Source organism: Hungatella sp. SL.1.14, assembly GCF_024460495.1.
Lineage (GTDB): Bacteria > Bacillota > Clostridia > Lachnospirales > Lachnospiraceae > Hungatella > Hungatella hathewayi.
Window position 1 is genome coordinate 1 of the sequence record NZ_JANFYJ010000022.1, and the last position, 26,503, is coordinate 26,503.

Below are 26,503 nucleotides of genomic sequence, written 5' to 3' on the forward strand. Positions count from 1 at the left end.
ATGAGGAGCTGGTTATCAGTCTTAATTACGGACGCGAGGTCCAAGGAGGAAACCGATATACCGATTGCTCCATCATTATAACAGCTTAAGCAACAAGATGGATAATTCCTTACTGGCTGTAAGGGATATTAACCATAAATACATTGTAGTAGGAGGAAAAAACATATGTTAACAAAGCTTTACCCTATGGTTCAGTTTAAGAAGGACACTTGGGAAATCGATGAATTTGATTGCGCAAGCATGTTCCTGCTCATCGGGTCAGAAAAGGCCATGCTGATTGACTGTGGAATGGGAATCGGCGATTTAAGGGGCGCAATTGAACAAATAACTGATAAACCACTTATTGTGGTAATCTCACACGGCCATATTGATCATACCGCTAACGCCCGCCAATTTAAAGAAATATGGATGAATCCCAAAGATAACAATAAACCGATTCCTCAGGATATTGAACGCCGCCGAGATGATACGAGATTAATCGCACAGCGTCAAAAAGGAATCTATCCTTACGATATCAATGTTGATATCCGTGAACCCGGACCAGACGAACCCATGCCTATTATTCATGATTTATACGACGGTCAGCAGTTTGATCTGGGTGATCGCATTGTCACTGCATATGATTGTCCCGGTCACTCTGCGGGAGAAATGATATTTCTGGATGAAAAGACCAGAAGCCTTTTCTGTGGTGATGCCCTCAATTACAATCTCGGATTAGGTGCTGAATCTATAGAAACCGCAGTAAAATATTTAGAGCGAATGCGTGACATGGGTGACCGTTATGACGGTATTTACAATGGCCATCATGATTTTCGTCCTTTAGGTGCACCGCTTGGCGATGATTGTCTTCCCAACGCCATTGATTTATGCTATCAACTCTTAAATGGTACCTACAGTCCGGTTACTGTTCCCAGTTTTTGGGGACCTACACGTCCAGCTCGTACTATGGTTTTAAGGGGACGAAATTATTTGGGTTATAACCCGGATAAAATACACAATTGCTAATTTCTTAAAACAATAAAAAGGCAGCCAGGGAAACAATTTTTCACTTCTTTTTAACCTAGCTGCCTTTTATAATGATCTGTTTCAAAATAAAAACTACGGTACAGAGCTTAAGTTTGTATCTTGTTTCGCTATTCCATACATGTCGTTTTCATACGCCTTATGTATTGTTTTCATTTTTTCTCTTTTCCCCCTGCTATGCTCACAACGACCGCAGCAAGCAGTCCACAACGCCTCTCATACTCATTTCCTCCACCTCAATCGTAAGCTCCGGCTCATGGATATCCTCGAGATAGTGGGCGTCGGAATTGCTGATGATCCGGCAGCCGTCCAGATACGGATTGCTCCGTTTCAGTTCATGCAGCTTTTTCAAATCCTTCACCTCTGCAGTCGTAAACCGGCTGTCCGGCGGCACGAAGCCCAAGTTGGCGATCAGGCTGTTGGCCGTCTTATCGATATGTGCCGGAAACATCACCCCGTCGTAGGAGCGCACCAGCTCCCACAGCCCGTCGAAGGAGATATCTACGCTGTTGATCAGAAGATTGGGGACCGTTCCGCACACTTCGTCTTCCTTATTATATAACTGCTGTTTTCCAAATATTTCCTCATTGTTGGGAAATGGCATCAGCCTGTCATAAACGTAGGAATCGAAGGCCATGGCCGCTTCCAGGTTCGAAAACAGACAGACGGCATGAACCTCCTCCGAGGTGTTAATCTCCATCCCGGGAATGGCCAGAACGCCGTATTCCCCGGCGAAATGCAGAACAGCCGGACAGTTTTTACAGGAATTATGGTCCGTCACCGCGATCACATCAAGACCCTTGACCGCCGCCATCCCGACGATATTCCCTGGAGTCATATCGTCATCCCCGCATGGTGACAGACAGGAATGGATATGCAGATCGTAGCTAAGGCTCTTCATGCGTCCCCGCCTGAAGCTTTTTCCAGACGGCGAGAGCCGCCTCAAAGATGGGTTCCTCCGTCTCCAGTACCGTGATCTCCTGATCGGCCGCCTTCTTCCTGGCCGCCTCATCAAGAGCGGCCCCTTCCGCCATAATCACGCAGGCCGCGTCTGCCAGAGACGCTACCGCCAGCGTATTCATATTGCCCATCACCGTCACCCAGGCACACCCTTCCGGTGCGTGCCCCATGGCAATACTGAGTAAGTCACAGCAGAACGGTTTTGTAATCTCCCGTTCCAGCCCCTCACCGGCATTCACGACGCCGAAGATGCCGCTGTCTATCAACTCCTGAACTGTCATACTATTTTCTGCTCCTTCCCTATTCCTGATCTTTCTCCTTCTCATCCCGGCTGTCAAGCAGAGACATCTCGTCGGAAATTCTCTGGATATATTCCGTCATGACCTTTAACATCTCATAGCCTTCCGCATTGCCTGCGGCGATATCGTCCGCCAGGATGGACACCTCCTCGGACAGCTTATGTAAATTTTCCCTCAGATAGTATACACAGTCAGACTCCACCGCCTCCCCGCGCACGATATCCTCTGCCAGCGATTTACACGTAGGCGCACCGCAGGAACCGCAGTCTAACCCAGGAAGCTTCTTGCAGAGCCGTTCCACCTGGTTTAGCCTCGCAAAACTCTCCATCATGGTGTTCCCCAGATTGAATACCGGTTCATACTGAACTTCCTTCGTCCATTTCACAAGCTCTTCGGCGTTTCCTTCAATATGGCTTCTCGCCACCGGCATGTACTTCCGCAGCCTCTTTAACTTGACCTCCGCCACATACGGGTTTTCCACAGTCAGGACGCCGCCGACGCATCCGCCGTTGCAGGCGTTTAACTCCACAAATTTCAGGTTCGTAAATTTCTGGTCCTCCATGTCCTCCAGCACCCGGATGACATTTTCGATCCCGTCGGCGGCCAGATACTCTTCCGTGAAGAGACCGCTGGCCTCCCCGCCGCTCCGTCCCCAGCTGATCCCGATCTTGCCGGAAGTTCCGATCTCCGGTGGATCGTCTCCCACCGCCTTCATACAGGACAGCAGCTGCGGGTAGACATCCTTGATGGCCAGCACCCGGTCCACCTCACTGTGGTCCGTCCCCAGAGGAGACTTCACGTACGTCACCTTGGAAGGACACGGCGATATGAAAATGATTCCGATCTTCTCCCTCGGAAGCCCGGTCTCCTTCATGGCCTTCTCCGCCGCCAGGATGGCCGCTACCTCCACAGGAGGATTGAGCGGCAGCAGATTCGGAATCAGGTTCGGGAACCGGACGCGGATCAGACGCACCACCGACGGGCACGCCGTGCTGATAGCCGGAAGCCGGTCGGGATTCTCACTTAAGTATTCTCTCGTAGCCTCCGAGACCAGCTCGGCGGCCGCACTCACCTCGAAGACATCGTGAAACCCCATCATCAGAAGGGCGTTTAACACGATATTCACGTCATCTAAATTATTAAACTGGCTGTATAAGGACGGTGCCGGCAGCGCCACCGTGTACTCGTACTGTTTCAGCACATCCAGCTTGTCATACGTCGCATGCTTTGCGTGATGGGGGCATACCCTGATGCACTCGCCGCAGTCAATGCAGAATTTGCTGTTGATCTGGGCCTTCCCGTTTCTCACCCTGATCGCCTGGGTCGGACACCGTTTGATACAGTTAATGCATCCCATGCACAGATCCGCATCCAGTCTGACTGAATGATAAAATTTATCCACATTTTCACCCCCAGATTATACTATCTTCACCACCATCCGGACGGTTGTACCCACTCCCAGCGTTGTATCAACCTCCAGCACATCCGAATATTTCTTCATATTGGGGAGGCCCATGCCTGCTCCAAAGCCCAGGGAACGCACTTCGTCCGGAGCCGTGGAGTATCCGGCCTGCATGGCCAGCTCCACATCAGGAATTCCGGGGCCTACGTCGGCCAGGATCATCTCGATCTCCTCCGGCGTTATGTTAACCGTAATCTCCCCTCCTTTTGCATGAATCACCATGTTGATCTCCCCTTCATACATGGCGATGGCAACCTTTCTCACGGCGTCAGGGCTTACGCCCATCTGCTTTAGCTTTCCCTTCACATCGCTGCTGGCCTCACCCGCTCTGGTGAAGTCATCCGGCGATATGTGATAGTTTAAAGTAATCACATCATCCATCAGATCGCACCTCCATGAAGTCCGGCTGAATAAAGCATTCCACAGGCCGAGAACATCCGGTGGCCGGTGGCCATCACAATTAAGTTCCGCTCCCTTGCCATCTCCAGCATGGCCTCATCAGGTTTTTTCCCTCTGACAAAAACAAGACAGACAATATCCAGCATCTCAGCAGTGCGGATCACCTGCGGATTGCATAGTCCTGTAAGCAGCACGGAATGATCCTTGGAAAATGCCAGCACATCGCTCATCATGTCGGAACCGCAGGCACTCCGCACTTCCACCTCCAAATGATCCTCACCAACCAGAACCCTGGCACCCAAAACATCCCTAACATCTTTAGCAGTCATACATACACTCTCCTTTTTGATGATTTTATCACTTCAGCCATGATCTGTTTTCAATTCATAAGTAGATTATAGTAATTTTTCTCTGGAAAGGAAAGCCTTTTATATAATTTCTTATGAAAACCGACTCCCCGGCGCATTTTTTCACTATTTCCTACTATTTTTCTATGTTTTCAATTGCTTAATCAGTATATTTTTACCTATATATATCGTTATTTTTTTGTCGAATCTCTCCGAACCTATGGATTTTTTCTCAATATCATGGTAGAATGTTAGATACATTGCATAAGCAACAATTTAAGGAGGTTATAAAATGGCTTGCAAAAAACAAGGTGTCCTGTTTAGCGGGACAAAAGAGCAGGAAGCCGCTTTAAAAGAAGTGATTTCCGAGCTTAAAGGCACGAAAGGCGCCCTGATGCCAATCATGCAGAAGGCACAGGACATTTATGGTTATCTTCCAATTGAAGTACAGACCATGATCTCTGATGAAACTGGCATACCACTGGAGAAAATCTACGGTGTTGCTACCTTCTATGCCCAGTTCGCCCTCCAGCCAAAGGGTAAATATCAGGTATCTGTCTGTCTTGGTACCGCCTGTTACGTAAAGGGCTCCGGCGACATCTACGATAAGCTGGTTGAACTTCTCGGGATTACCAACGGGGAATGTACTCCCGACGGTAAGTTTTCTCTCGATTCCTGCCGCTGCGTAGGCGCCTGTGGACTTGCTCCGGTCATGATGATCAATGGAGAAGTTTACGGCAGACTGACACCCGATGACGTCCCCGGCATTCTTGCCAAATATGAATAGTTAAAATCCCATGATGACAGAAATTTCTTTAAATGTATTGGATGTAGCGGAAAATTCCACGAGAGCGGGTGCAGCGCTTGTTGCGATCACCGCAGCCGTCGACACTGCTTCTGACTTACTGACGATCACCATCGCAGATGATGGATGCGGCATGACAGAGGAACAGGTGGCTCATGTGACGGATCCATTTTTTACGACCAGAAAGACAAGAAAGGTAGGCCTCGGCATCCCCTTTTTTAAGTATGCTGCAGAGAGCACCGGCGGAAGCTTTACCATCGACTCAACTCCCGGTGCGGGAACCACGGTCACCGCAGTTTTCGGTCTTTCCCATATTGACCGGATGCCCCTTGGCGATATGAACAGCACCATAGAAACGCTTATCACCTGCCATCCGGATACGGATTTTCTCTATACATACCGCTATAACGATGCGTCATTTGTGCTGGATACCAGAGAGTTTCGAGAGATTTTAGGGGATATCCCCTTTGATACACCCGAGGTATCCGACTATATCAAAGAATATCTGGCAGAAAACAAACTTGAAACAGATGGTGGCGCGGTCATCTAGACCGGCCGGAATTGGAGGAATAACATGAAGACTCTTGAAGAATTAAAAGCAATCAGAGAGAAAATGCAGAGTCAGGTCAGCATGCGTGAAGAAGATCATGCACGTACCCGTGTCCTGGTTGGTATGGCAACCTGCGGGATTGCCAGCGGCGCAAGACCTGTTCTTAATAAACTTTCCACACTCGTTCAGGAAAATAACATGACAGACCGTTTTTCCGTTACACAGACAGGCTGTATCGGTTTATGCCAGTATGAGCCCATCGTCGAGATTCTCGAGCCTGGTAAAGAAAAGGTAACTTATATCAAGATGAACGCCGAGAAAGCAGAAGAAGTATACAAAGAGCATCTGATCGGCGGTCATATTCTGGAAAATTACACGCTGGGATCAGCTGACATTAAATAAGGAGGAAACAAGATGTATCGTTCACATGTATTAGTTTGCGGCGGAACGGGATGTACCTCCTCCGGAAGCCAGCAGATTATGGTATCATTAAGAGAAGAATTAAAGAAGCAGGGACTCGATGAGGAAGTATCCGTTGTTCAGACAGGCTGCCACGGCCTCTGTGCCTTAGGCCCGATCATGATCGTTTACCCGGATGCCACGTTCTACGCCATGGTAAAGGAAGACGATATCCCTGAGATCGTTGAAGAGCATCTGTTAAAGGGACGTCCCGTACAGAGACTCCTCTACGATGAAACCGTAACACCGGCCGGTGTCAAGTCCTTAGGCGACACCGATTTCTATAAGAAGCAGCACAGAATCGCACTGCGCAACTGCGGCGTCATCAACCCGGAAGTCATCGAAGAGTACATCGGTACCGGCGGCTATCAGGCTCTCGGTAAAGTTTTAACAGAGATGACCCCCGACGATGTCATCCAGGTTCTTTTGGACAGCGGTTTGAGAGGCCGCGGCGGCGCCGGTTTCCCGACCGGACTCAAGTGGAAGCTGGCCAAGGGCAACGATGCGGACCAGAAGTATGTCTGCTGTAACGCCGACGAGGGTGACCCGGGCGCATTCATGGACCGTTCCGTACTGGAAGGTGATCCTCATGCCGTTCTGGAGGCCATGACCATCGCAGGCTACGCCATCGGTGCTTCCCAGGGCTACATCTACGTTCGTGCAGAGTACCCGATCGCCGTACAGCGTTTAAAGATCGCAATCGAGCAGGCCAGAGAGATGGAACTCTTAGGCGACGACATCTTCGGTTCCGGCTTCTCCTTCAACATCGATTTAAGACTGGGCGCCGGCGCGTTTGTCTGCGGTGAGGAGACAGCCCTCATGGTTTCCATCGAAGGAAATCGTGGAGAACCGCGTCCCCGTCCTCCGTTCCCGGCACAGAAAGGGTTGTTTGGCAAGCCAACCATTTTAAATAACGTTGAGACATGGGCCAATATCCCGCAGATCATCTTAAACGGACCGGAATGGTTCGCTTCCATGGGTACTGAGAAGTCTAAGGGAACCAAGGTATTCGCTCTCGGCGGAAAGATCCACAATACCGGACTTGTTGAGGTTCCAATGGGAACCACTCTGCGTGAGATCATCGAGGAAATCGGCGGCGGTATCCCCAATGGCAAGAAGTTTAAAGCAGCTCAGACCGGCGGACCATCCGGCGGATGTATCCCGGCAGAGCATTTTGATATTCCGATCGACTACGACAATCTGGTTGCCATCGGCTCCATGATGGGTTCCGGCGGTCTGATCGTTATGGACGAAGACGACTGTATGGTCGATATCGCAAAATTCTTCCTGGAGTTCACGGTTGAGGAATCCTGCGGTAAGTGTACTCCGTGCCGTATCGGTACCAAGCGTATGCTGGAGATCTTAGAGAAGATTACCAAAGGCCAGGCTACCATGGCTGACTTAGACAAGCTGGAAGAATTATGCTACTACATAAAGGCCAACTCGGCCTGTGCACTTGGGCAGACAGCACCGAACCCGGTACTTTCCACATTACAGTACTTCCGCGATGAATACGTAGCCCATATTGTAGATAAGACCTGTCCTGCAGGCGTATGTAAGGCACTCCTTAACTTCTACATTGATCCTGAGAAGTGTAAAGGCTGTACGCTCTGTGCAAGGAACTGTCCTGCCAATGCAATCACCGGAACCGTCAAGAATCCGCACGTTATCGATGGCGAGAAGTGTCTCAAGTGCGGCGCTTGTATGGAGAAGTGTAAGTTTGGCGCTATCTACAAGAAATAATGGAGGGAGAACGTATCATGGAGAATATTACAATTAAAATCAACGGCATGGAAGTCAGTGCTCCAGAAGGTTCCACCATACTGGAAGCAGCCAGACTCGCCCATGTTGAGATTCCGACTTTATGTTATTTAAAAGATATTAATGAAATTGCCGCCTGCCGTATGTGTACGGTTAAGATTAACGGCGGCAAGCTGGCTGCGGCCTGTGTTTACCCGATCAATCCGGGCCTTGAAGTATGGACCAACACACCGGATCTGGTTGATTACAGAAAGAAAACGCTCCAGCTGATTTTATCCAATCACAACCGCTCCTGTTTATCCTGTGTCCGCAGCGGAAACTGCGAACTGCAGACCTTATGTAAGGAACTGGGCGTGGAAGACAGTGATTACTACGATGGCGAAAAAACTCCATCCTGTATCGACGAGAGCGCGGCTCATATGGTCCGCGACAACAGCAAGTGTATCCTCTGCCGCCGCTGCTCCGCTACCTGTGTAAAAGTACAGGGAATCGGCGTCATCGGCGCCAATGAGCGTGGATTCGCCACCTTCATCGGTTCTGCATTCGAGATGGGCTTAGGCGACACCAGCTGTGTATCCTGCGGCCAGTGTATCGCCGTCTGTCCGACAGGCGCTCTCTATGAGAAGTCCTGCATCGATGAAGTAGCCGCTGCAATTGCAGATCCTTCCAAACATGTCATCGTACAGACAGCCCCCGCTGTTCGTGCCGGACTGGGTGAAGAATTTGGCTATCCGATCGGAACCAACGTAGAAGGCAAGATGGCCGCTGCGTTAAGAAGAATCGGCTTTGACAAGGTGTTCGATACCAACTTCAGCGCCGACTTAACCATCATGGAAGAAGCCCATGAATTTATTGAGAGAGTGAAAAACGGCGGTACACTGCCGATGATCACCTCCTGTTCACCGGGATGGATCAAATACTGCGAGCACTATTTCCCGGATATGACCGACAACTTATCCACCTGTAAGTCCCCGCAGCAGATGTTCGGCGCCATTGCCAAATCCTACTATGCAGAAAAGATGGGATTAAAACCGGAAGATATCGTATCTGTCAGCGTTATGCCGTGTACCGCGAAGAAATTCGAGATCGGCAGAGACAATCAGGACGCCAATGGCTGCCCGGATGTGGATTACTCCATGACAACGAGAGAACTTGCCAGAATGATCAAAAAATACGGCATCCGGTTCAATGAACTTCCTGATGAGGAGTTCGACGCTCCGTTAGGCCTTGGTACCGGTGCAGCCGTGATCTTCGGAGCAACAGGCGGCGTTATGGAAGCAGCCTTAAGAACGGCTGTCGAGACTCTGACCGGAGAAGAATTAGAGAAAGTTGACTTCACCGACGTACGAGGCACAGAAGGAATCAAGGAAGCTGTCTACAATGTAGCCGGTATGGATGTCAAGGTTGCTGTCGCTTCCGGCCTCGGCAATGCAAAAGAGCTCTTAAACAGAGTAAAATCCGGTGAAGCGGACTATCACTTCATCGAAATCATGGGATGCCCGGGCGGCTGTGTAAACGGCGGCGGACAGCCTCAGCAGCCTGGTTCCGTCCGCAACACCGTAGACATCAGGGCTCTGCGTGCAAAAGTACTGTATGATGAAGACGCGGCCAATACCATCCGTAAATCTCACGAGAATCCCGCAATCAAGGAACTCTACGAGACCTATCTCGGAAAACCAGGCAGCGAAAAAGCGCACCACCTGCTTCACACGACTTACGTAAAGCGGAAAGTCAATGAAATTTAATTTTTAGCATTTAAACTCAAGACCGTCCCTTTGTCTAACCAAAGTAAGCCAAAGAGACGGTCTTTTTCCCGCCTTTCCGCTTTAGTTCCTGCCACCGAGGAAACAAGAAACCAATCGCACTCCCGCCCTTGCTGTCCTCAGACTCTCCGCAGGCCCTGGGGCGTCTCCCCCTGCTTCTAAAACCTCATAAGAATATTTAATGGGTAAATCCATTGTTTCCCACTTACCATCTGTGTTAAAATTGTTTCGGACGGCCGCTTTGTCAGACCGTCCGGATTGTTTTTTACACGATCACACGACTTAATCACATAGAAGAGGGAATTTTATGGGCGGAATATTTGGTGTCGTATCTAAAAAGAGTTGTACACTCGACGTATTTTTCGGAGTGGATTACCACTCCCATCTGGGAACCAAACGCGGCGGTATGGCCGTATACGGGCCACGGGGCTTCTCCCGTGCCATTCATAACATCGAAAACACTCCTTTCCGTACAAAATTTGACGGGGACTTAGATGAGCTGGAAGGCACTTCCGGTATCGGCTGCATATCCGACAATGAGCCGCAGCCGCTCTTAATTCAGTCCCATCTCGGCAGTTTCGCCATCACCACAGTAGGTAAAATCAATAATCAGGACGATTTAATCCGGTCTGCCTATGAGAACGGCCATATTCATTTCATGGAGATGAGCGGCGGCAGGATCAATTCGACGGAGCTGGTGGCTGCCCTGATTAACCAGAAATCCAGCATTACAGAGGGACTTCAGTACGCTCAGGACCGGATCGACGGTTCCATGACCATACTGATTCTGACCCCTGACGGGATCTACGCAGCCAGAGACCGTATGGGACGCACCCCTATCGTCATCGGCAAAAAGGAAGACGCATTCTGCGCCTCTTTCGAAAGCTTTGCATACATCAATTTAGGATACTCCGACTACTATGAACTGGGTCCCGGCGAGATTGTCTTTTTTACGTCGGAAGGCATGGAAAGCCTGGTTCCTGCCAGGGAAGAGATGAAGATCTGTTCCTTCTTATGGGTCTATTACGGCTATCCGACCTCCTCCTACGAGGGTGTCAATGTAGAAAATATGCGCTATGAATGCGGAAAGCTTCTGGCCCGCAGGGACGACGTGAAATCCGACATGGTGGCCGGCGTTCCGGATTCCGGAATCGCTCACGCCATCGGATATGCCAATGAATCCGGTATTCCCTTTGCAAGACCCTTTATCAAATATACGCCTACATGGCCCCGTTCCTTCATGCCGCAGAATCAGGGAGAACGGAATCTGATTGCAAAGATGAAGCTGATCCCTGTAGATGCCTTAATCCGCGGCAAAAGCATGCTGCTGATCGACGATTCCATCGTCCGCGGCACACAGCTGGGTGAGACCACGGAGTTCCTGTATCAGAGCGGTGCGAAGGAGGTCCATATCCGGCCGGCCTGCCCGCCTCTTATGTTTGGCTGCCCCTACTTGAACTTTTCCCGTTCCAACTCGGAACTGGATCTGATTACCCGCAGAATCATACGCGACCGGGAAGGGGACAGCGTCTCCGACGAAGTACTGGCCGACTACGCCAATCCTGACAGTACAAACTATCAGGAGATGGTGGAGGAAATCAGAAAAAAACTGAACTTCACCACACTCCGTTACCACAGGCTGGATGATTTACAGGCCTCTATCGGCATCTCTCCCTGCAAGCTCTGTACCTATTGCTGGAACGGGAAAAAATAATAGAAATACCTGCACCTTCCGGTGCAGACTGCACCGAAACGAAAGAGGTCTCCCGCCTGTCTGCCTGCGGGAGACCTCTTTCGCTGTCCGGATTATTCTCAAAGGCTTTTCATCGCTCTCACCACTTCCTCCGGCTCCACAGCCCTTCCGATATGACTCATCGTCTCTTCCGGTGAACAGCTTTTAACTGCGACCTCCAACAGCCGGTGATCCGGAATTTCACCGGCATTCATGTCCTGCAGGGAAACCGGAAGCCCTACCTTCCGGCAGAAGCTGCGAATCCTGCTGATCTCCTCCTCCGGTCTGCCCTCCAGCACCATCTGCACCAGTGTACAGAACGCCACTTTTTCTCCATGCATCACGGAAGACAGCTCCGGAAGAAGCGCCAGACCATTGTGCAGCGCGTGCGCGCAGGCCAGCCCTCCGCTCTCAAAGCCGATCCCGCTTAAATATGTGTTTGCCTCCACAAGATGTTCTACAGCTTCTGTACAGCGCTGCGTCTCCACATCCATTCTGGCCTGTTCGCCGTAGGTGAGAACGGTATTGAGACATGCCTTCGCCAGTGCCTCCGCAGCGATGGACACACAGCCGCCTGCCTTCGTCACTGCGCCGCTTCGCCGACACGCGGAGGCCTCATAATACGTGGAAATGGCATCTCCCATCCCCGCCGTAAACAGACGTACCGGAGCATGTGCGATAATTTCCGTGTCCAGGATGATCAGATCCGGATTCTTCTTTAGTGACAGGTAACGGTCGAAGGTGCCGTCCTCCCGGTACAATACGGCGATTCTGCTGCACGGTGCGTCTGTGGATACCGCTGTCGGCACAAGGATTACAGGCTTTCCTGAGTAATGGCCAGCCGCCTTTGCCGTGTCCTGTACCTTACCGCCCCCAATTCCAAATACGGCCCCGCAGTCCCCGGCCACCACAGCCAGTCTCCTGATCTCCTTCTCACAGCACTCACCGGTAAAGACTTCCTCCTTCCAGGTAATTTCAGCTTTGTCAAAGCTCTCCGTCATTTCGCCCAGATATACCTCATGGACAAACCGGTCCGTAATCAGCAGGACTCCGCCCTCTCCAATGCTTCTGTAATGCTCCGCCAGCTTCTTTCCCTCTCCCGGCCCCTGTATGTAGGTGGACGGGGCGTTGATCACTCGTCTCATATGGCTGCCTCCATTCTGATACTCCATGGTATTTTTTATTAGATCCTGTATTCTACTATTGTAAAAGATCAGTAATTTTTTAACAATAGAAAGGATCACCAAAATTTTCCATTCTGTTCCAAATGCATATATTTTCCCGATTGCCTTCCATTCCTCCTCCTGCTATACTCTTCTTTATACTACATGAACCGGAGGACACCTTATGACAACCGATTTAACCGTGGGACATCCCCGAAAAACCCTGTGGCGTTTCCTGCTGCCGATGCTGGTAAGCGTCATGTTTCAGCAGTTTTACAACATCGCGGACAGTATGATCGCCGGACGGTTCGCCGGTGAAAATGCGCTGGCCGCCGTCGGCGCCTCCTATCCGATCACGGTTATCTTCATGGCCTTTGCCACCGGAAGCAATCTGGGCGCGTCGGTAGTCGTATCCCGTCTCTTTGGGGCCAGGGACTTCCGCCGGATGAAGACGGCCATACACACAGCGTTTATCTCCTGTGTGGTCCTGAGCATTCTCCTGACTGTCTGCGGCATCATTTTCTGTAGGCCCATGATGAGATGGATCAGAACACCGGATGACGTCTTTTCTGCCGGCGCACTGTACCTGCGCATATATACCCTGGGCCTGCTGTTTCTGATTCTCTATAATGTCTGTACCGGAATTTTCACCGCATTCGGGGACTCGAAAACACCGCTCTATTTTCTGATCGGTTCCTCCATAGGAAATATCCTGTTAGATATCTGGTTCGTGGCCGGTCTTCATCTGGGCGTGGCCGGCGCAGCCTGGGCCACATTTCTGGCTCAGGGCGTCTCCTGCCTTCTCGCTGCAGCGACACTGTGGAAGCGTCTAAAGAACATGGCAGGGGCCGAAAAAGCGGCCATGTTTGACTGGAGTCTGTTTAAGCAGATTGCTGCCATCGCAGTCCCCAGCATTCTTCAGCAGAGCGTGCTCTCCGTCGGCAACTTATTCGTGCAGGTCATCGTGAACCGCTATGGCTCTGCCGTGATTGCCGGTTACTCCGCCGCAATTAAGTTAAACACCTTTGCCATTACCTCCTTTATGTCGCTTGGAAGCTGTTTATCCAGCTATACCGCGCAGAATCTGGGCGCAGGCAGGAGCGAACGGATACGGCCGGGGTTTCAGGAGGGAGTCCGGCTGTCTCTGACTGCCTCCGTTCCGTTTGTCGTCCTTTACTTTGTATTCAGCCGGCAGATCATGGGACTATTCCTGGATTCCGGCAGTGAGGAAGCGATTCACGCCGGCGTGATGTTCTTAAAAATTGTATCGCCGCTCTATTTCATGATATCCGTCAAGCTGATGACCGACGGCATTCTCCGCGGTTCCGGCGCCATGGTGTATTTCGTCCTTGCAACCATACCGGATCTGATTCTGCGTATCCTTTTCGCGTATCTGCTTACTCCGCGGTTCGGAAGCACCGGAATCTGGATGGCCTGGCCCTTTGGCTGGACCGCCGCAACCGTACTCACCATGATTTTTTACAGGAAAATAGTTCCAGCTTCGAAAAAGGAATCAATTGCCGGAATGGATTGACGGAAACCTCACATACTACATGTGGAGGTGATCATATGAGTCCAAAGGAATTAACGTATATTGAAGATGCATTAAGCCATGAGAAGTTTTTAAAGACCCAGTGTCAGGAAGCAGTCACTAATTTGCAGGACCCCGAGTTAAAGTCCTTCGCAGAACAGATTTCCCAGAAACATCAGCAGATTTTTGATAATTTCTATCATTTAGTGTAAGGAGGCAAACACATGGACGACAAGTGTATTATGGAAAACATTCTCCTTACTACCAAGGGAGTATGTGACTTATATCTGCACGGCACCATCGAATCATCGACTGCTAATGTGCACCAGTCATTTGACAGCGCGTTAAACGACAGTCTTTGTATACAGGATGATATTTACAGGAAAATGTCCGCAAAGGGCTGGTATACGACGGAACAGGCTCCGCAGGAGAAGATCACAAAGGTTAAGAATCAGTTCTCCGGAATGTAAACAGGAATAGTTTCTTAGAAAAACAAAAGCATTGCCGCAGGCTCCAGCTCCCTGCGACAATGCTTTTTTTATGGCCGGCTGCACTGATCCGGATCGTTTTGATCGGTCTGATAACAGCAGTCTCTGTTCTTTCCCCTCGTCTTCGCCCAATACAGGGCCTCATCCGCTTCATGAAACAGTTCCTGCTGATTCAGCCCCTCAAGCGGCCTTACACTGTATCCCGCCGACAGGGTCACGACGGAGGCCGCCCGCGACATCGCATGTTCAATGCCGAGCCGGTTCAGCCGTTCATGGACATTTCTTAAATAACGGCCAATATCCTCTCCTCCCAGATCCTCGCAGATACAGCAGAATTCATCTCCCCCATACCGGCAGGGCGTGATCTGATCTGCCGCCTCCTCCTTTAAGCAGAGAGCCACCTTCTTCAAAACCAGATCCCCGCTGTTATGACCATAATAGTCATTATACTCTTTAAAATAATCAATATCCAGAATGATGATCCCCAGCCGCTTCACAGACGTCTCTTTCATGGCGCGTTCCAGCTGTTCCGTATAGTACCTCCGGTTATAAATATCACACAGCCCATCCATATAACTCAGTTTCTGAAGCCGGTTCAGCTTCTGCTGAACCTCGAAGGAATACAGCTTCTCTTTCATCGCCCTGATCTGGTTGTGGGCAACCGAACCGAGCGCCTCTTTCGATGCCTGATAATACCGCTCATAGGCGTCCGGAAGCCGTTCCGTCATCCCAAATATCTCATAAAAGCGAATCTCATGGGAGCAGGCCTCCTGTCTTGCTCTGGGGGATTCCCGTTCTAAATGGCGGCAGAGTGACTCCAGTACCTTCTCCGCAAGCGCCTTCTCCTTCCACTCCAGCAAAATATCAAGTATATGGGGATACAGTTCAATAATATCCGTGGCGCCCAGCGGATCCTCTTCCCAGCACAAATGGCTGCGCAGAATCTCATACGCCTCTTCCCGTTTTCCAAAGTATGAAAGGATCACGACATTCTGCCACGGCACGGATAAGTCTTCCTTCAAACGGGGCTGCTCCTCATAGAGCTGCTCCAGCCTGCCGCAGTATTCCAGCACCAGTTCCTTCGAATCCAGGGCAATGCTGCAGTTGATCAGGTTCTGAAGCAGATACAGCTGATACTGGGTATAGAGCCCCTCTAAATGACTGAAGTTCAGATAGTCATACGCCTGCTGGTAATAGGCCAGCGCCGATTCGCAATCCTTTTTGTTGTGAAAACTGACGGCAATGTTATTATAAAGGCGGTACTTCATAAAGCTGTCGTTCAGCGCCTCCGCCAGTTCCAGGCTTTTCAGGAAATAATCGAACGCCGTAATATCGTCATGGATATAGCTGTAGTAAATCCCTGCAAAGTTAAACACCTGCATCCGCAGATCCAGAAACTCATGGCCGTTATGAAATTCCAGCGCCGTCTTAAGAACCGGCGAACATCCCTCCGTATCGTGCATGGCGATATGGTAATCCAGCAGATACGTGTATGCAAAGCCTAAGCCATAGGCGTTATGATTCGCCTGGGAATATGTAATCAGCTCCTCACACAGCCGCCGTTCTTCTTCCTGGTTCTTGAAATGGGCTTCTTTTATCTTCTCTATATAACTCTTTATCTTCCATCCGTTTCCCATTCCGCTCTCTCCTCCGTATGCCATGTTCTCTTCCTGGTTTTATTATATACTTGATTGTCATATCAATAAAGTATTACTTAGAATTATTAATAATTTCTTTTGTCACCTGAACCGCTCACCTGATACCGTAAGAAACAAAAATCGTTTGTAAATTCTTTCTACAAGCATTGATTACCATTTTTGTTCAACTAATTTAAGAAAATTGTATGAATTGATAGATAGTATGTTTTACCGGAAAATGGTATAATAGAAATCGTTACAGAAGCTGGCTGGCAGAGGCTTAAAGCCTCAAATCAGCTGCAAAGGGGGACGCCATGAGGGACATTTACATCATTTGTATGGTCATCGGTTTTTTACTGCTTTCGCTGTCTGTTCTGGGTGAATTCCTGGAGAATGTATCCGGAGCGCTGGAAGCATTTCTAAACTTCGATTTTGATATTGATCTGAATTTTCTGCCGATTTCAGGGGTGAGCATCTGTACCGGGCTCATCGCATTCGGCGGTATGGGACTTTTATTCAATCATCTGATTTTCGCCTTAGTCGTCGGCTACGCGGCCGCGATGGCGGTTCAGATGGTCATAAGGAGGCTGAAGCGGGTGGAGAATGAGGCAATGAACCGGGAAGAGCTATATCTGTGTGACGGAAGGATCATTAATACCGTCCTGGCAGGCGGCCTGGGAACCGTGGAATTCGACAACATCAAGGGATTCGCCACCACCTTCGTATGCCGGAGTACCGATGCATCGGAGGTCTTAAAGCAGAACACCGTGGTGAAGCTGGTCGAGTTTGACGGCGAGATAGCCGTGGTACGGCCCAAGGACGAATTTGCCGGTTACGGCAGTGCGGAGGATGAATAGGGGCCGAATGATTTGTGCCGGTCTTTATACATAAACTTAAAAACAAAGGCGAGAAAAGGAGAACGAAAATGAGCGAACTGATCAACAAGCTAATACCAATCATCATTATTGTAGCCGCGGTCATTCTGGTTTTAATGGTGATCATGTCCTGGTGGAAACGCGTTCCGCAGGATAAAGCTGGCGTCGTAACCGGCATTAAGAAAAAGGTAATTACCGGTGGGGGCGGTATCGTCATACCTGTCATCAACCGTATCGATTACATATCGCTTAGCGCCTCCAGCTTAGAGATCACGACAGAAGACAGTATGTCCTCCCAGAAAGTACCGATCAACGTGGTCAGCACCGTCGTCTTAAAGGTCAAGAACGACACCACCAGCATCTTAAAGGCAATCGAGCGCTTCAACGGCAAGGACATCAAGGAAGTCAAGCTCAACATGGAAGAGATTGCAAGACAGATTCTGGAAGGCAAGCTGCGTGAGGTAGTATCCACCCTTTCCGTAGAAGAGCTGTACAGCAACCGTGAGAAGTTCGCCAACTCCGTTCAGGAAGCGGCGGCCACCGAGCTTTCCACCATGGGTCTCGAGATCATGTCCTTCACGATCAAGGATGTGACTGATGAAAACGGCTATATCAAGTCCCTCGGTGTCAAGCAGATCGCCGAGAAGAAGAAGGAAGCCGACATCGCCCAGGCGGAGGCAGAGCGAGAGCGCCAGATCAAGGTGAGCGAAGCCCGCAGGGATGGTGAGCAGGCGAAGCTGGCCACAGAGGCAGAGATCAGCGCGGCCAACAAGGAGAAATTAATCAAGGAACAGGCCTACCAGAAGGAGATTCAGACCTCCAAGGCCCAGGCTGACGTAGCTTACGCAATCCAGAAGAACATCACCGAGAAGGACGTTATTCAGACGGAGATGGATGCCGAGCTTCTGCGTCAGGAGCGTCAGAAGGATATCGAACAGGCGGCCGTACAGGTAGAGATTTCCAAGGAAGTCAAGAACCGCGAGCTGGCAGAGCGCCAGGCCGAGACGGCAAAGGCCTCCTTACAGGCAACCGTCGTACAGCCCGCCATCGCCGAGAGAGAAAAGCAGGCTCAGATCGCCGATTCCGAGAAGTATAAGAAAGTAGCGGAAGCAGACGCCTCCGCCCAGACTCTTAAGAAACAGGCTGACGCGGAAGCAGAGGCCACCAGAATGAGAGGTCTTGCCACAGCCGAAACGAATGCCATCGCTGAGACGAAGAAAGCGGAGGCGGAAGCCGCTGCGATCCGTATGAAAGCGGAGGCGGAAGCCACCGCTACGAAGGCCAAACAGCTGGCAGAGGCCGAAGGTATCCGGGCAAAGCAGCTGGCGGAGGCCGAAGGTATCCGGGCGAAGAAACTGGCAGAGGCCGAAGGTATCAAGGCCGCCCTGTTAGCGGAAGCCGAAGGTATGGAAAAGAAGGCAGAGGCCTACAACAAGTACAACAAGGCAGCCGTAACAGAGATGATCGTCAACATTCTTCCGGAGATGGCAGGCAGAATTGCCGAACCGCTCGCCAGAATCGAGAAGATCACGGTTATCGACAGCGGCAGCGGCAATGGAGAAAATGGTGTGGGAAACCTGGCCGGCAATGTAGGTTCCGTCCTTGCCAAGACGCTTGAGACAGTCAAAGAGACGACCGGCATTGATTTCAAGGAGATCATCGACGCGGATGTATTAGGAAAGACCACAACGAATGTCAACATCAACAGTGCCGGACAGGGAAGCGGCCAGAACAGTATGGAACAGGAAGTCTCCAACGCCGAGATTGTGGAAGCGGTTCTGGATAAGCGGAATTAGAGCCTCAGGCCCTGACTGACGGCAAGGAAAAGGAGCGAGCATATATGGGATTAGATGTGTTTGGAAGAATCAAAGATATTGTATCTGCAAACATTGATGAACTGTTAAGCAAAGCCGAGGACCCGGAAAAGATGGCGGATCAGATGGTAAGGAAATACGAGGATTCCATCAAGGATCTCTTGGGAAGCACAGCCTCCGTCATGGCCTCCTCCAGGGAAGCGAAGGCGAAGCTGGACGCCTGCGACGCCGAAATCAAAAAGTTTGGTACGTATGCCGAACGCGCCCTGCGTGACGGCAATGAAGAAAAGGCCCGGCAGGCGATTACCCTGAAGCAGGAGCAGGAAGACTTAAGACCGACTCTGGAGCACAGCTACGTGACCGTCAAGGTTCAGGCCGATAAGGCAGAAGAAGACTACCGCAAGCTGACTGCCGGACTGGAAAAGACGAAGGCGCGGGCCGAAGCCATGAAAAACACGGTTCGTACGGCCAAAGTAAAGAACCAGGCAGGTGAAGTTCAGATGAAGTCCGTAAATACTGCTGCCGGCCTGATGAGCCAGTTTGACCGTATGGAAGAAAAGGCGAACCGCATGCTGCACGAAGCGGAAGCCAAGGAAGAGCTGACCGGCCGCGGAAGCACGGCGGCGGAACTGGACGCCCTGTACGGCGACCAGTCGAAGTCCCGGGTGGATGAGGAGCTGGAAGCGATGAAGAAGGCTTTAAGTATTTCAGCTGAAACTAAATAATCCATATAAGAATGCGCCCCTAGAGTCTCATATCAAGTCTCCGAGGCGCATTCTTTATTTGATTCTTCCCTGTTTTAATTAGTCTCTTCTACCAGATAATATCTTCCACAATGCAGCTCCAGACCGAGATTCACCGTCCCCCGCGTTCAAACGTGTAAATCAGATTTTTATCCTGATGGCAGTCGAGCCGTTCCCCCTCTGGCTACAATAATCCTTTTCATAGAAGGCTGGACTTTCCCTATTGGTTAATCTTATTAAGATTTAAGAATATTTCACATAAAAAACAGATTTCATGATCAGAAATCGTAATTTTAAATACCCGCTCAAATGTCTTCACTGCATTAGCTAGGTTTTGATACAATTCCCTGTTTTGGACCACATACTTTTCTGTATGATCGGAAAACTTCGCCTCTACCCTGGATATAATCCGTTCGATCATGTAGGAAAGATGCATGGCAACCGATATCATACCATTATTCGAAAGTCTGAAACCCATTGCAACCGTATCACTAAAAAATTCTTCAAAACAGCGCATACTTTTATGTACGTTAAAATAAGTAACATGTTCTTCCAGAATTTTTTCTAGCTTTTTATACGGATCTGCCTTCTGTTCCCCTTGATTCTGCCGCAGGTAATCTGCAAATACATTCAGATTCTCCTCTGAAAGTATGGTGGATAAATCATAGAATCGGCTGCATATTCCAGGATTCATATTTCCTATGCAGGCTATTACTTCGTATCGTTGCACAATCTCCTCATAAGCCCTGGATTGTTTTAATATCTCCTGGTATCCCAGGGCCTCTACAGCAATCCCTTCAATTCTCTCCTCACGCATTAATCTCTCTACCCGTTCCTTAAGCATGATCCCCGTTCCAATCCCACTGGAACAGGTGGTAATAACAATCGGCTGCTTCTCGCTCGGTACTTCCATCTGATACGGTACAGACTGAAGTTTTAATACCTCCTGGTAAATTTCCTCCAGAGTTTCTTCTTTATAGAGAATTCGTCTGACCGCTTCAATCACATAAATCGTTGATACCCTCTCAATTGTCTTCACAAAGATTCCGCTTTCCGCGGTAATCTTCTCCTCCAGATTTGCCAGGGACCCCATATCTACCATGAGCAATATTCCACTCCCCTTGTTAATCGCCTTTGCAATATTTAATATATTTTCAAAAACATCCTCGTGTTTTACATTAACCGGAATATCGAATCCGTATACGAGATCCGTCATCATCAGAGTATTAACTGCATCCGCCATGCTGGTAGCTACATGCTCTCCATGAGCAATAATCAGTATTCTTACTTTATCTTCCACTCGTTTTTGTGGAATCTGGTTTTTCAGCAGTTCTGTTAGAAAAGCCACTTCCTTTTCTTGTACTGCTATTGTGAAACGCTCTGATATCCTGGAAGCAATCATTCTGGCAGCCTGATTTTCCTTTGTTCCTTGTTCCTGAGCCACTCTTTTTGTCTGCTCGGATTCCTGATGCCCCATTTTGCTTCTCAGAATCAAATAATTGATATGAAATGCTAGAGCATATGCCAGCTTTGCGGAAATTGCCTTTCCAAGATCCATCGAAGCTTTTTCCAGTATTTCAATGGTAAAGTCTACTACATCTTCCGGCAGGCTGTTCTTTAACTCCCTTTTTACACTACGAAAATCCAGTATGGAGTCAGAGATTTTAGCAAAATAATCTTTCAGCCGCTGCTGTACAACCTCTGTAATTTCAGCTTCCGTTCTCCCCTCCCGCTTCAGTTTTTCACTGATTCTCGATATCTCACTGTATATATTAAATTTTGGTATCGGATAATCCTCCGGATATTCAGAGGGCCGAATCAGGATGTCGCTATCGATTACCTGCAAATACTCCCAGTTTTTTGAACTAATCTTCTTTCCACCAAGCACATCTGCTCGAATCTTTCCGGGTACTTCTCCGAAATTCACCTCCAGAATCTTATTATCTGTCTTGTGCAGATTCTGAAAAAATACATCGGCACAGATCATCTTGATATCCGCCTTTAACTGTTTTATATCTCCGCTGCATTCATAAGCCATGAGTGCCTGAACAACCTCTGACGCTATCTTCATCGGTCTCTTAATTCTAACAGCTTCCTTGGAAAAGAACAGCTTGATCAGCCGAAATCGTTCTTCCCAGCTTCGTTCGGTCAGAGAGGGAAGCTTCAGTGTAATGGGAAATCGTTCCGCAACAGACTGATTTAGACGTTCTCCTTCAGGCAGTGCCAGAATTATAAAAACATTCTCCTGCCACTCTGTACTTTCCATATAGTGAATAAGTCTCTCCTGAAGGACTTTTGGCAATCCGGAGGCATCGTCGATAAATAAAACTCCGCTTATCAGCGTTTTCATCTTTTTAAGGCATTCCACCAAATCAGAATACATTAAGTTATTCAACTCTACAAACACATACTCATCCGCATTCTTTTTCTTCTGCCCTTTGGCATATTCATACATGCTCTTTGCAAAAACAGTTTTTCCGCATCCCCGTGGTCCCGAAATAATTGTATGAATTCCTCCCGGTGGATACATAATGGCAGCCTTTGCCTGATTGATTACCTCCTTCATACTGGTATCATATCCAGTAAATTTGGAGAATGGATCACTGGAGCTGCAGCAAAAATCTCTCAAATCCTGAATGCTGTATTCAGTCTTGACAAGAGTATGTTTAACGGCAGCTTCCAGTGGTTCCCTGGCTATAAACAGTACCGGCCGCCCCGTAATTTTAATCAGCTTTCTCTCATCAACGAGACGATTCAGCAGAGAACTGGCATTGCTGCGCACCAGGCCAGCCTTTTCTGATACCTCCCGTGCCTCCAATCCTGTAACTTTGTTTTTTTGCAGGGCAGAGATAAACTCGTCATAATGGAATGATTCTTTCACTGTCTCGAAAACCACATCTTTCTTTTTCATTACACACCTCCATAAAACTCATTATATCGAAATCTGATGGCTGAAACAATTGTAATCACTTCAATCTGACGAGTTTTCTCTCAGACCGCATGTTATACTTTTCCGAAACAGAAGTTCTACTCCCCTTTTAAAAAAGCCATTGCAGCCTGTAATGCCTCCCGCTCATCTCTCCCCTCAGAAATCACAATAATCTCCTGACCTTTTTTCGCGTACTTTCCCAAAAGCTCTATAAAATTTTTACCGTCCAGCACGCTGCCATTCTCTGTTATGATTTTAACCTCACTCTGAAATCCACTGCAGATTTTAGAAAAACGAATTGCCGGACGTGCATGTAAATCTTCTAATAATCGGGTCCTGGCCATTTGCATCTATCCCTCATCCTTTTCTGCTTCATCTAATAGTCTTTTCAAAAAACCTTCTCTTGTTTTTTCCTTATATAATTCCTCCAGAAAATCTTTTTTAATAAACAGATTAATCAGGCTCTGAAGGATATCGATCTGTTTTTCCGGTTCTGTTACCACAAGTACAAAAGCCATGCTGCAGGGAATATCATTAATACCGTTTCCCATCTCCTTAAATACAACCGGTGTCCTGAACTTTACTGGTACAATAATTGGATTTTTTGCATGCTGTACGTCGGTATGTGGCAACGCAACATGCTGATTGACCGTCGGCAGACCGGTTGGATACTTCTTCTCTCTCTCAATGATCGCCCCTTCAAAGCTACACTTTACATAGTCTTTTTCCTCCAGTCTCCTCGAGATATACTGCAAAAATGTCTGCCGGTCCGTACAGGGTAAGTCGGTAAATACCAGTTCCGGGTTGATCATACTTGCTAAAAATCCACTCATCTGTTTACTCCTATCGGTTTACTGATTCGTATTATTTATAAATTCCATTTCCTTCTTTCGTAAAGCAGCCGGGTAATGTGACCTTGTCTTTATATTTTGACAAAACCATGGCCAGAATAAATGCTGCAACCGACATGACCGGATCTTCGAGTGCGAAAGAATACAGAAATAATACGATTGCAACAAGTACCAACAGATACCATGCGGCAATTCCCCATTTTTTTAATCGTTCTTCCCCCATTATCGTATCCCCAACATTTCCGTCATCCTGTCCAGCTCATCCATATCAATAGAAGGCACATGTTCAATCCCTACCAACTGAATCATGCGGAAATATGCCTTAGCAGTTTCTTCCACATAAAGATTCTTACGTACCGCATCCCAAATACCAAAAGGAGATGCCGTAATCAAGCCGTGCTTTTCCATAACCGCCGCAACACCTTTCTCACCCAGTGTCTTTACAATATTTTCTGCCAGCTGCGGAGTACTGGGCGTCCCGAACGGAGCCAGCGGTGCCCTGCCATAATACGTCATCGCTTCTGTAAGAACCGGTTTGACCTCCATACTCAATCCGGCAAACACAGATGTATAAGGGGCATGCGTATGTGCAACTGCTAAAATATCTTCTCTCGCTCTGTATACTGCCAGATGAATCTCTATTTCAGAGGTAGGCTTAAGTCCTGGTCCTTTCTCCAGTACATTACCCTCCAAATCTGTCACAAGCACATCTCTCCATGACATCTGAAAACGGTCTGTATCATGCGGCGTCATACAGACCATCCCGCTTTCGCGGTCAATCATACTGAAATTCCCTCCGCCGCTCTGACATAATCCCAATGTTTCCGCTAATCTAGCCTGTTCCAATACCTGATTTCTAATCTCTTCAAACATATTCCTTCTCCTCACATTCCTTGTCACAGTTCTATCGCCGCTTCCTCTTTCTTCCTTGCCTTTAAATAAAAGAAAGTTAAAACAAGATAACCTACAAAAATAGCGATCGCAAGAATATTTCCCAGTGTCACTTCACAAAACGTCCATCTTAAAAATCCAAAATCAACTCCATACCACCCCATCATCTGTCCTTCTGCCAAACTTGATAAATCCGTACCTTTCTGCCTGGCCAGTCCATCGATCATCGGTGCAAAATAGGACGCGGCATATAAGGAAAACGGAATCGTTATAACCTGTGTAATCATCATCTTTAGCAAGTCTCCCTGGTACAGCAGCAGTGTAGTAATCGGAATACACATGTACATGATCCCTGCCAGCGGCAGCACAATATTAAATGGCAGCACCATTGCCAATGCCAGAATAACAGGTATACTTAATATTGTCGTTACATAGATCTCATTGCTTCCTGCCAGAATCGGCCAGTCCAGACCAATACAGAATTTGCGGTCATGAAATCTGGCCTTCATAAAACGGTTGGCTGCTTCTGAAATAGGTGTCAGCGCAGTCATAAACAGCTTTGCCGCCATCGGAATCAGAACCAGTGCAGTGGCAACCTGAACCGCCATAGTGACTGATTCAACCACAGAGTATCCGCCGATCAGACCAATCAGTAAACCAATCAGAAATCCAATAACATGACTTTCGCCAAATATACCGATCTTACTGCGAAGCGAATTAATATCAAGTGGTTTCCTGACAGGAATAATTTTATCAAGAAGCAGCTTAATCGGCCATAACAGCGGCAGATTCAAAAACATGGGATGCGGTGTTGTAACTCCTGGAGCACCCGAAAGTTTCTGTACATTCTTCTGGTTCGCATCACCTATTAAAAGCTCAAGAACAGTCTGTAGAATGACAAATGCAAAACCAAGCAATACATTACCGCTGGCCGTATAGACGAAAAATCCGGTCGCCACCTTATTAGCAACATTCCACATATCAACATTTAAAGTGAACGTCATTCCCGCAGCCAGCATAATTACATTAATGGCTATATGTAACGGAAACATAAGAAATGCGTATTCCCACTGCCACGCCACTCCCAATGCCGGCGCCCACCCCATATCGATCGCGTTTAAATTAGCGCCTGTATTTTCTACAAAAGAAGCGGCAGCCGGTCCTATTGCCGAAGATAAAAATCCTGTCACAGCACTGATACCAGCCAGCGCCACTCCCAGCGTCAAGGCTGCAGAAAAAGCCTTTCCTACCTTCATCTTGAGAATCAGGCCTATGGCGAAAAATATCAGCGGCAGCACCACCGTGGATCCTGCATTCGTAATTGCCGAAAAAAATGTCTTAATAAGTTCCATATTATCCCCCTGTCTTTCCCAACTATAAAAGCCCCACAATCTGATCCATGATCTCTTCTTCCCCAATTCCTGTTAAAAATGGAATACCGCTGAAGGTCGGTATCCTGACATTTGATAAATCAAAGGTTGGTGTAATGGAAACAAATATATCCGCCGTTCCGATTTCCAAATCAATCGACTTAATGTCGATGCTGTCCGCTCTTGCCTTACCTACCATCCCTCGTTCCTCAAGCAAATTATTTATTTTGTTAGCCACAAGTCCCGATGTTGCAATCCCACTTCCACATGCTACTACGATGCGTTTCATTCAATCCCTCCTTCTAAAAAACACATTTATAAAATCAGCGCTGATTTAATTTTTAGTGTATATTTATCATATATCTTTGCAGTACATTTGTCAATATATTTTTGTGCATTATTGCTATTTTTATTTTATTTTTTTAATATTTTTTTGTACATATAACGTAATTTTGTGTGTTGTTTTTATTGTTTTGTGTATAATTTTTATTTGTATTATTATACAGTATTTTTTATTGAAGCTCGTTTTTCTTTTTAGTGTTTAATATTTTATCTAAATTTTATATCTAATTTTCGATTATCCGCATAAACACTATACTTTCAAGTATTTTGAAGTATAGAAAAAACTCATTTTACCACGAATTTACCACG

27 protein-coding genes are annotated in these 26,503 nt (G+C 48.2%); 13 read left to right on the plus strand and 14 right to left on the minus strand.

The annotated features are described in order from the left end of the window. Window positions 1-165: 165 nt before the first annotated feature. Window positions 166-1,005 carry an MBL fold metallo-hydrolase gene (locus tag NE473_RS21395; protein WP_055652258.1) on the plus strand — a complete coding sequence of 280 codons (840 nt, stop codon included), beginning with the start codon at window positions 166-168 and terminating at the stop codon, window positions 1,003-1,005. Window positions 1,006-1,204: 199 nt separating this feature from the next. On the opposite strand, the gene NE473_RS21400 is transcribed toward NE473_RS21395, so the two are convergent. The 5 genes from NE473_RS21400 to NE473_RS21420 are packed head-to-tail and all read right to left on the minus strand — an operon-like array spanning window position 1,205 to window position 4,472. Then, window positions 1,205-1,924: a PHP domain-containing protein gene (locus NE473_RS21400; protein WP_006773861.1), complete on the minus strand. Its 720-nt coding sequence runs from the start codon at window positions 1,922-1,924 to the stop codon at window positions 1,205-1,207. Continuing rightward, complete coding sequence (locus NE473_RS21405) at window positions 1,911-2,264, minus strand: hypothetical protein (RefSeq protein ID WP_055652257.1); 354 nt, start codon at window positions 2,262-2,264, stop codon at window positions 1,911-1,913. The genes NE473_RS21400 and NE473_RS21405 overlap by 14 nt, the downstream gene beginning before the upstream one ends. Before the next feature lie 19 nt (window positions 2,265-2,283). Beyond that, on the minus strand, window positions 2,284-3,684 hold the full coding sequence (locus NE473_RS21410; protein ID WP_039891725.1) for a [Fe-Fe] hydrogenase large subunit C-terminal domain-containing protein: 1,401 nt from the start codon (window positions 3,682-3,684) through the stop codon (window positions 2,284-2,286). A gap of 15 nt (window positions 3,685-3,699) precedes the next feature. After that, the gene (locus tag NE473_RS21415; protein WP_022030802.1) at window positions 3,700-4,125 is read right to left on the minus strand and encodes an ATP-binding protein; all 426 of its coding nucleotides are present in this window, start codon (window positions 4,123-4,125) and stop codon (window positions 3,700-3,702) included. Next, window positions 4,125-4,472 carry a DRTGG domain-containing protein gene (locus tag NE473_RS21420; RefSeq protein ID WP_006770575.1) on the minus strand — a complete coding sequence of 116 codons (348 nt, stop codon included), beginning with the start codon at window positions 4,470-4,472 and terminating at the stop codon, window positions 4,125-4,127. The genes NE473_RS21415 and NE473_RS21420 overlap by 1 nt, the downstream gene beginning before the upstream one ends. A 310-nt stretch (window positions 4,473-4,782) precedes the next feature. Here NE473_RS21420 and NE473_RS21425 point away from each other — a divergent pair, with 310 nt between their 5' ends. The 6 genes from NE473_RS21425 to NE473_RS21450 all read left to right on the plus strand — a co-directional run bounded on the left by NE473_RS21425 (window position 4,783) and on the right by NE473_RS21450 (window position 11,542). Continuing rightward, window positions 4,783-5,277 carry an NADH-quinone oxidoreductase subunit NuoE family protein gene (locus NE473_RS21425; RefSeq protein WP_006770576.1) on the plus strand — a complete coding sequence of 165 codons (495 nt, stop codon included), beginning with the start codon at window positions 4,783-4,785 and terminating at the stop codon, window positions 5,275-5,277. A gap of 10 nt (window positions 5,278-5,287) precedes the next feature. After that, complete coding sequence (locus NE473_RS21430; protein WP_055652256.1) at window positions 5,288-5,845, plus strand: sensor histidine kinase; 558 nt, start codon at window positions 5,288-5,290, stop codon at window positions 5,843-5,845. Window positions 5,846-5,869: 24 nt separating this feature from the next. Further along, entirely contained in the window at window positions 5,870-6,247 is a 378-nt protein-coding gene (locus NE473_RS21435) for a (2Fe-2S) ferredoxin domain-containing protein (protein ID WP_002604566.1), read from the plus strand. Window positions 6,248-6,259: 12 nt separating this feature from the next. Beyond that, window positions 6,260-8,047, plus strand: coding sequence for an NADH-quinone oxidoreductase subunit NuoF (nuoF, locus tag NE473_RS21440; protein ID WP_022030801.1), 1,788 nt, complete (start codon window positions 6,260-6,262; stop codon window positions 8,045-8,047). 17 nt (window positions 8,048-8,064) lie between these two features. Then, entirely contained in the window at window positions 8,065-9,810 is a 1,746-nt protein-coding gene (locus tag NE473_RS21445) for an NADH-dependent [FeFe] hydrogenase, group A6 (protein WP_055652259.1), read from the plus strand. A 325-nt stretch (window positions 9,811-10,135) separates the two neighbouring features. Then, entirely contained in the window at window positions 10,136-11,542 is a 1,407-nt protein-coding gene (locus NE473_RS21450) for an amidophosphoribosyltransferase (RefSeq protein WP_022031700.1), read from the plus strand. A 98-nt stretch (window positions 11,543-11,640) separates the two neighbouring features. On the opposite strand, the gene NE473_RS21455 is transcribed toward NE473_RS21450, so the two are convergent. Next, the gene (locus NE473_RS21455; protein WP_055652255.1) at window positions 11,641-12,705 is read right to left on the minus strand and encodes a glycerol dehydrogenase; all 1,065 of its coding nucleotides are present in this window, start codon (window positions 12,703-12,705) and stop codon (window positions 11,641-11,643) included. 202 nt (window positions 12,706-12,907) lie between these two features. Here NE473_RS21455 and NE473_RS21460 point away from each other — a divergent pair, with 202 nt between their 5' ends. Genes NE473_RS21460 through NE473_RS21470 form a run of 3 tightly spaced genes read left to right on the plus strand, consistent with a single transcriptional unit; the run spans window position 12,908 to window position 14,724 of the window. Next, a complete protein-coding gene (locus NE473_RS21460; protein WP_055652254.1) occupies window positions 12,908-14,257 on the plus strand; it encodes an MATE family efflux transporter in 1,350 nt (449 codons plus the stop codon). Window positions 14,258-14,292: 35 nt separating this feature from the next. Further along, a complete protein-coding gene (locus NE473_RS21465; RefSeq protein ID WP_006770586.1) occupies window positions 14,293-14,466 on the plus strand; it encodes a hypothetical protein in 174 nt (57 codons plus the stop codon). Between the two features lie 12 nt (window positions 14,467-14,478). Further along, on the plus strand, window positions 14,479-14,724 hold the full coding sequence (locus tag NE473_RS21470) for a spore coat protein (RefSeq protein ID WP_006770587.1): 246 nt from the start codon (window positions 14,479-14,481) through the stop codon (window positions 14,722-14,724). 68 nt (window positions 14,725-14,792) lie between these two features. Here the strand turns inward: NE473_RS21470 and NE473_RS21475 are convergent, their stop codons facing one another. After that, window positions 14,793-16,403 carry a diguanylate cyclase gene (locus NE473_RS21475; protein ID WP_055652253.1) on the minus strand — a complete coding sequence of 537 codons (1,611 nt, stop codon included), beginning with the start codon at window positions 16,401-16,403 and terminating at the stop codon, window positions 14,793-14,795. A 290-nt stretch (window positions 16,404-16,693) separates the two neighbouring features. Here NE473_RS21475 and NE473_RS21480 point away from each other — a divergent pair, with 290 nt between their 5' ends. From NE473_RS21480 to NE473_RS21490, 3 genes are all read left to right on the plus strand, one after another. Then, window positions 16,694-17,236, plus strand: a complete 543-nt coding sequence (locus tag NE473_RS21480; protein WP_055652252.1) for a hypothetical protein — start codon at window positions 16,694-16,696, stop codon at window positions 17,234-17,236. 68 nt (window positions 17,237-17,304) lie between these two features. Beyond that, window positions 17,305-19,050 (plus strand): flotillin family protein, encoded by a 1,746-nt coding sequence (locus NE473_RS21485; protein ID WP_055652251.1) that lies wholly within the window; start codon window positions 17,305-17,307, stop codon window positions 19,048-19,050. 44 nt (window positions 19,051-19,094) lie between these two features. Further along, a complete protein-coding gene (locus tag NE473_RS21490; RefSeq protein ID WP_055652250.1) occupies window positions 19,095-19,793 on the plus strand; it encodes a PspA/IM30 family protein in 699 nt (232 codons plus the stop codon). A 238-nt stretch (window positions 19,794-20,031) separates the two neighbouring features. Here NE473_RS21490 and NE473_RS21495 read toward each other — a convergent pair whose 3' ends face one another. From NE473_RS21495 to NE473_RS21525, 7 genes are all read right to left on the minus strand, one after another. Next, complete coding sequence (locus NE473_RS21495) at window positions 20,032-22,722, minus strand: PRD domain-containing protein (RefSeq protein ID WP_055652249.1); 2,691 nt, start codon at window positions 22,720-22,722, stop codon at window positions 20,032-20,034. Between the two features lie 116 nt (window positions 22,723-22,838). Next, window positions 22,839-23,084 carry an HPr family phosphocarrier protein gene (locus NE473_RS21500; RefSeq protein ID WP_172682312.1) on the minus strand — a complete coding sequence of 82 codons (246 nt, stop codon included), beginning with the start codon at window positions 23,082-23,084 and terminating at the stop codon, window positions 22,839-22,841. A gap of 6 nt (window positions 23,085-23,090) precedes the next feature. Beyond that, entirely contained in the window at window positions 23,091-23,573 is a 483-nt protein-coding gene (locus NE473_RS21505; RefSeq protein ID WP_006770594.1) for a PTS sugar transporter subunit IIA, read from the minus strand. Window positions 23,574-23,604: 31 nt separating this feature from the next. Beyond that, window positions 23,605-23,814, minus strand: coding sequence for a hypothetical protein (locus NE473_RS21510; protein WP_022031692.1), 210 nt, complete (start codon window positions 23,812-23,814; stop codon window positions 23,605-23,607). Further along, window positions 23,814-24,464: a class II aldolase/adducin family protein gene (locus NE473_RS21515; RefSeq protein ID WP_022031691.1), complete on the minus strand. Its 651-nt coding sequence runs from the start codon at window positions 24,462-24,464 to the stop codon at window positions 23,814-23,816. The genes NE473_RS21510 and NE473_RS21515 overlap by 1 nt, the downstream gene beginning before the upstream one ends. A 23-nt stretch (window positions 24,465-24,487) precedes the next feature. After that, on the minus strand, window positions 24,488-25,834 hold the full coding sequence (locus NE473_RS21520; protein WP_256265383.1) for a PTS transporter subunit IIC: 1,347 nt from the start codon (window positions 25,832-25,834) through the stop codon (window positions 24,488-24,490). Between the two features lie 22 nt (window positions 25,835-25,856). Then, entirely contained in the window at window positions 25,857-26,141 is a 285-nt protein-coding gene (locus tag NE473_RS21525) for a PTS sugar transporter subunit IIB (protein ID WP_022031690.1), read from the minus strand. Window positions 26,142-26,503 lie beyond the last annotated feature (362 nt).